The organism is Dietzia sp. B19 (assembly GCF_014145155.1).
In the GTDB taxonomy this organism is placed as follows: Bacteria; Actinomycetota; Actinomycetes; order Mycobacteriales; family Mycobacteriaceae; genus Dietzia; species Dietzia natronolimnaea.
The window spans coordinates 1-4,809 of record NZ_JAALED010000210.1 but is presented as its reverse complement, the minus strand read 5'-3'; the positions used below and the strand labels follow the sequence as shown (position 1 = coordinate 4,809).

Here is a 4,809-nt window from a genome sequence, read left to right as displayed (position 1 = left end):
GGCTGGTGGATCGGTGACCGGGGACTGCCGACGGGTCCGGACGGCCCGCTGCCCGGCCCGGCGGAGCCGGAGCTGACCCAGCCCGCGGATTGCCCCGACGTGCAGATGATCGCCGTGCCGGGCACCTGGGAGAGCAGCCCCACCGACGACCCCTACGCGCCGTCGTTCCTGCCCAACGCGCTGCTCAAGACCATCACGGACCCGCTGGGGGAGCAGTACCCCGCCGAGCGCCTGGAGGTCTTCACGGTCCCGTACGTGGCACAGTTCCGGAACCCCCAGCGCCCCGACGAGATCACCTACGACCAGAGCCGGGCCGAGGGCACGGATCGCGCGCGCGCCGAGTTGGTCGCGGTCCACGACCGCTGCCCGTACACCTCCTACATCCTGCTCGGCTTCTCCCAGGGGGCGGTGATCGCCGGCGACCTCACCAGCGAGATCGGCACCGGCAACGGGCCGGTCCCGGCGGAGCTCGTCCGGGGTTCGGTCCTCATCGCCGACGGTCGGCGCCTGCCCGGCGAGGGCCAGTCCCCGGGGCTGTCGCCGGGGACCGGTCAGGGGATGGAGATCTCGCTCCAGCCGGTGACGGGCTTCACGCAGCTCATCGCGGGTGCCACCATGACCGGCCCGCGGCCCGGCGGCTTCGGGGCGCTCGACGACCGGACCGCCCAGATCTGCGACTCCCGGGACCTCATCTGCAACGCCCCGCTCAACGTGGTGGACGGGGCGGCCCGGTTCCAGGAGTTCGTCGCCAACAACGCCATCCACGCCATGTACGCGACCAACCCGGACGTCGTCATGGGGACCACGGTTCCGGAGTGGACCATCGGACACGTGCGGGAACTCGTCGACGCGGCACCGGAGATCGCCCACGACTGACCGCCCGACCGAGTACCGTGCATGGGCGCGACACGCCTGGCCGGGTCGAGGATTCGGAGTTCGGATGTGCGCAGGGGCACGCTGTAAGATCGACCAAGCTTGTCGCCCGGTATGTCCGAGGTCGGCGACGTCGACCATCCAGTCATCGGTTCGGAACGGAGCAACGTGGAGTTCGAGCAGTACCACGACGCCAGCGGGGCGATCGTCATCCCTGATCGCACCACCCTGGTCGACTTCGTCGAATCCAACGTCTCCGCAGCACGCCGGGACCCCGCGGCGGACGGGCTGATCTACCGCTACATCGACTACTCGTCGTCGCGGCAGGGTGAGGTCGCCGAACTGTCGTGGTCGGACTTCGGGGACCGGCTCTACGCCATCGCCGCACGGCTGCAGCAGGTGGCGGAGCGGGGAGACCGCGTGGCCATCCTCGCGCCCCAGGGGCTCGACTACATCGTCTCGTTCTTCGCCGCCATCCACGCCGGTCTCACCGCCGTGCCGTTGTTCGATCCGGACGAGCCGGGTCATCACGACAGACTCCACGCGGTCCTCGGGGACTGCACGCCGTCCGTCATCCTCACCTCCACCGAGTCGGCGGCGGGGGTCCGCAAGCTCTTCCGCGACCTGCCCGCCCGGGAGCGGCCCCGCACGGTCGCCGTCGACGCGATCCCCGCCGAGCTGGGCTCGGGCTGGACCCGGCCCGATCTGGGTGCGGACGACATCGCCTACCTGCAGTACACCTCCGGGTCGACCCGCGTCCCCGCCGGCGTGGAGATCACGCACCGCAACGTCGTCACCAACGTCATGCAGCTCTTCGACGGGCTGGGCCTGACCCGCGCCTCCCGCGGCGTGACCTGGCTGCCGCTGTTCCACGACATGGGTCTGCTCACCGTGATCCTGCCGGCGATGGGCGGCGCCACGATCACCGTCATGAGCCCCCGGGCCTTCGTGCAGCGTCCCGGGCGGTGGGTCACCCAGCTCGGGGCGATGTCCGACGGCGACGGGGTCTTCGCCGCCGCCCCCAACTTCGCGTTCGAACACGCGGCCCGTCGTGGCCTGCCCCGGGAGGGCGAGTCGCTCGACCTCTCCGGGGTCACCAGCATCATCAACGGGTCCGAGCCGGTCACCCCCGCCTCGATGCGCGCGTTCAACGAGGCGTTCGCCCCGTACGGGTTGGCGCCGACCGCCATCAAGCCCTCCTACGGCATGGCCGAGGCGACGCTCTTCGTCTCCTCGCCCCGCAAGGACGACGAGGCGATCGTCATCCACGTGGACCGGGAGGACCTCAACAAGGGCGTCATGACCGTCCTGGACCCCGACGCGGTGGAGGGCAACGAGGACGCCATCCCGCAGGTGGCGTGCGGGTACGTGGCCCCCAGCCAGTGGGCGGTGATCGTCGAGCCGGGTGTCGACGGGTCGACGGGCGAGCACGACGGCACCGGCCGGGAACTGCCCGAGGGCCGGGTCGGGGAGATCTGGCTCTACGGCACCAACGTCGGGCGGGCCTACTGGGGTCGGCCGGAGGAGTCCGAGGCCACGTTCGGCAACAGGCTCACGGAGCGGCTCCCGGAGCACTCGAGGACGGTGCGCGAGTTCGGCACCGTCCCCGAGGACGCACGGTGGCTCCGCACGGGTGACTACGGCGCCTACGTGGACGGCCAGCTGTACATCACCGGTCGGGTCAAGGACCTCGTGATCGTCGCCGGACGCAATCACTACCCGCAGGATCTCGAGAACACCGCGCAGGACGCCTCCGCCTCGCTGCGCCCGGGCTTCGTCGCCGCGTTCTCCGTGCCGGCCAACCAGCTCCCGATCGACGCCCGTAACGGCGCCGTGATCCCCTCCGATGACTCCTCGGAGACCCTCGTGGTGGTGGGCGAGCGCGCCCCCGGTGCGGGGAAGGCGGATCCCGGACCCATCGCGGACGCGGTCCGCTCGGCGATCTCGGCGAGGCACGGGGTCACCGCGCAGGACGTGATCCTGGTCCCCGCCGGGTCCATCCCCCGAACCTCCAGCGGCAAGATCGCCCGCCGCGCCTGCAAGACCGCCTACGTCGGCGGGACCCTGCGGGGAGGCCACCAGCAGACGGCCTTCCCCGACGAGCCGGCGGAGTAGTTTCCGGGCCGCGTCACGGCACCACCGGTGCGCGGCGGCGACGGGCGAGCACACCGGACGAGACCCGATGGAAAGGCGATCCCCACGATGGCACAGAGCGAGATGACGGTAGTAGAGCTCCGCGACTGGTTGCGGGGCTGGGTCTCCCGGGCCACCGGGCTCGACGTCGCCAAGGTGACCGACGACCGCTCCCTCGAGGAGTTCGGGCTGTCCTCCCGGGACGCGGTGACCCTCTCGGCGGATCTCGAGGACCTGCTCGGCCGTCCCCTGGACGCCACGGTGGCCTACCAGCACCCCACCATCGCCTCTCTCGCCGAGTACGTGGTCAACGGACCGGCCGAGATCGACGAGCCCGGAGACCTCCACACCTTCCGCCACCGTGGGGCGGGGATGGAGTTCGACGTCGCCGTGATCGGCTTCGCCACCCGTTTCCCGGGCGGCGCGGACTCGCCCGAGGCCACCTGGGAACTGCTGTCCGAGGGCCGGGACGCCACCAGCCCGCGTCCGGCGACCCGCTGGTCCGAGTGGGCGGGTGACTCCTACGTCCAGCAGGTCCTGGCCGAGGCCCCGGACCGGGGCGGGTGGCTCGACGACTCCGAGGTGCGGGACTTCGACGCCGAGTTCTTCGGCATGAGTCCCCGCGAGGCGGAGATGGTGGACCCGCAGCAGCGGCTCGCACTCGAGCTCACCTGGGAGGCCCTCGAGCACGCGCACCTGCCCGCGAGTGACCTCAAGGGCCACGAGGTGGGCGTGTTCATCGGTTCGTCGTCCAGCGACTACCAGGTGTTCCTCACCTCCGACTCCGCCGCCGCCTCCCCGTACGCGGTCACGGGCGCCTCCAACTCGATCATCTCCAACCGGGTGTCGTACACGTTCGACTTCCGCGGCCCCTCGATGACCCTGGACACCGCGTGCTCGACCTCCCTGGTCGCGATCCACGAGGCCGTCAACTCGCTGCGCCTGCACGAGTCCGACCTGGCCGTGGCCGGTGGCGTCAACATGATGCTGGCGCCCGCCGCCACCATGGGCTTCGCCAAGACCGGGGCCGCGCTCAGCCCCGACGGGCGCATCAAGGCCTTCTCCTCCGACGCCAACGGCATCTGCCGGGCGGAGGGCGGGGGACTGTTCATCCTGAAGCGCCTGTCCGAGGCCGAACGGGACGGGGACGTGGTCCTCGCCGTCATCAAGGGGTCCGCCGTCAACTCCGACGGACGCTCCAACGGGATGACCGCCCCCAACCCGGACGCCCAGGTGGCGGTGCTGCGCCAGGCGTACGCCGACGCGGGTGTGGACCCGAGGGACGTCGACTACATCGAGGCCCACGGCACGGGCACGATCCTCGGTGACCCCATCGAGGCCACCGCGATCGGACAGGTGCTCGGCCGCGGCCGCGACGCCGATCGACCCACGCTGCTGGGCTCGGCCAAGACCAACTTCGGGCACATGGAGTCGGCGGCCGGTGCCGCGGGCCTGGCCAAGATCATCCTCGGGATGGGGCACGACTCGCTCCCGCCCACCCTCAACTTCGCCGGCCCCAACCCGTACATCGACTTCGACGCCGCGCGGCTGAGCGTCGTCACGGAGAACCGGCCGTGGCCGCGCTACAGCGGCCGGGCGCTGGCCGGTGTCTCCGGATTCGGCTTCGGCGGGACCAACGCCCACGTCGTGGTGGCCGAGTACCAGCCCGCCCCGGTCCGGGCCGCTCAGCAGACCGATCCGCAGACGGTCGACTCACAGACGGTCGATTCGCAGGCGACCGGCGCCGAGGACACCGTCGCGCGGACGGCCGACGCGGGGGACACCGCCGCGACGGAGGCCGCC

The 4,809-nt window shown here is 71.5% G+C and carries 3 protein-coding genes; all 3 read left to right on the top strand.

What is annotated here, in order from left to right; all coding sequences use genetic code 11:
- The coding region (locus tag G6020_RS07030) for a cutinase family protein (RefSeq protein WP_182610130.1) at positions 1–876 on the top strand (876 nt) is incomplete at its 5' end.
- 111 nt (positions 877–987) lie between these two features.
- On the top strand, positions 988–2,988 hold the full coding sequence (gene fadD32, locus G6020_RS07025) for a long-chain-fatty-acid--AMP ligase FadD32 (protein ID WP_095717077.1): 2,001 nt from the start codon (positions 988–990) through the stop codon (positions 2,986–2,988).
- Between the two features lie 87 nt (positions 2,989–3,075).
- Positions 3,076–4,809: type I polyketide synthase (locus tag G6020_RS07020; protein WP_241730774.1), on the top strand; the 1,734-nt coding region annotated here is incomplete at its 3' end.

Excerpts from the sequence above, each read along its gene's own strand:
- fadD32 (WP_095717077.1), top strand. The coding sequence starts at position 988 with ATGTCCGAGGTCGGCGACGTCGACCATCCAGTCATCGGTTCGGAACGG.